Genomic DNA, 1,387 nt, shown 5'->3' on the forward strand with positions numbered 1-1,387 from the left:
TTATCGTAAGCACAATGACAAAACGCAATGGAAGATAAACGCTGGGGTCAATGCCAACAAGCAACTAGGGCAACTAATGCCTTACCAGTACACTGGCGGTTACACTGATGGTAATACAGGTTTAGTTCACCTTGATGCCCGTTGGTACAACCCACACACCAGCCGTTTTGTGCAGCCTGATTACTGGAACTTCAAGAACACCTATTTGCCGACAGAGATTCAGCATGAGTTGATGAGGTTTACAGGGCTGAATGCGGATCAACTGCTGCGCGACCCAAGCCAACAATTGGCGTATGGGTATGTGAGTGGTAATCCACTTGTTTGGGTGGATCCGTTTGGGTTGGCTTTATTTGATGATTTCGTGGAACATCTAGTCAAAGCGGGTAATGTTGTGGGTGCTACAGGCCAAATAGTAGGTGGTTTTGCAATTGCTTACGGGAGCGGAGGATTAGGAATTACTGTCGGTATTGCAGTATCAACTAAAGGTGTAGATAATTTAGTTGCAGCGATTACAGATGATAAGACTGTGACTCAAAAAGCGCTGGAAAATGTCGTTAGTGAGACTTGGGCAGAAGGTATTAGTTACGGTTTAGATTTAACTGGTTCTGTGTACGGATTGAGTAGACTTGTGCCGAAAGTTAACGAACTAGGCAACGTTGTAAGGCCTTTATTTATCAAAAAAGATCCCATGCAATTAGAGCGAGCAATAAAGCAAACAGGTGCTGTAGCATTATCTGTAGAAATCGTCGGAACTTCATCATCAACGATATCTCTATTAAGAAGTGAGTGTAATGACTAGTATTACAATTGGTTTTTCAGTGATTTTAGCGGTTTTGTACTTTTCATCGAGAAAGCTCGTGTTGATGTATCGTTCAGGAAAGAGGTATACGTTATATATCTATATTTTTCAGTTGATCATTGTCGGCGGCTTATTTTCGGTGTTAGAAGAGAATAGCTTAGAAGTTTCATGGTTGGACTTTGGACTCTGGTTAGCGATGCTCATTGTAAATCTAATTGCAGTGAGCAAGATGCTATCGACAAAGTCATAAAGCTAAAGAAGAGTATGGGGTCATATAGGGTCCGCCTCGTATTGCAAGACAAATTCTACTTGTGAAACAGAAAGATATGCTTCCATATATCCGGCCTTGGGGTGAGACGCTATCGCCTCTGGCCCTGATGGAATTCGCGCATATCGGTCTCATCAGGTCTTCGGCTTCGTATTGAGCACTAGATCCCAGCAGACTTACTGATATGCAGGTTTTACCTTTTATGCCATCACTTGAGTTTTATCTAAAGTCATGAGGGTCATATTTTTCATTTTGCCTTCTTATTGATGAGAGTGGTCTAGCTTTTTAGCTAGGCTATTTTTATTTTTGAAGATAACTCA

At 41.7% G+C, this 1,387-nt stretch carries 2 protein-coding genes; both read left to right on the top strand.

Annotated features, from left to right (window positions below):
• Nucleotides 1-799: RHS repeat-associated core domain-containing protein (locus KP803_RS21725; RefSeq protein WP_248010942.1), on the top strand; the 799-nt coding region annotated here is incomplete at its 5' end.
• Nucleotides 792-1,049: a hypothetical protein gene (locus KP803_RS21730; protein WP_248010943.1), complete on the top strand. Its 258-nt coding sequence runs from the start codon at nucleotides 792-794 to the stop codon at nucleotides 1,047-1,049. The genes KP803_RS21725 and KP803_RS21730, both read left to right, overlap by 8 nt.
• Nucleotides 1,050-1,387 lie beyond the last annotated feature (338 nt).

The sequence above is a fragment of the Vibrio amylolyticus genome (assembly GCF_023145695.1).
GTDB classification, from domain to species: domain Bacteria; phylum Pseudomonadota; class Gammaproteobacteria; order Enterobacterales; family Vibrionaceae; genus Vibrio; species Vibrio amylolyticus.

Bases quoted from the DNA above. Each gene is read 5' to 3' on its own strand.
- KP803_RS21730 (WP_248010943.1), top strand. From the start codon at position 792: ATGACTAGTATTACAATTGGTTTTTCAGTGATTTTAGCGGTTTTGTAC.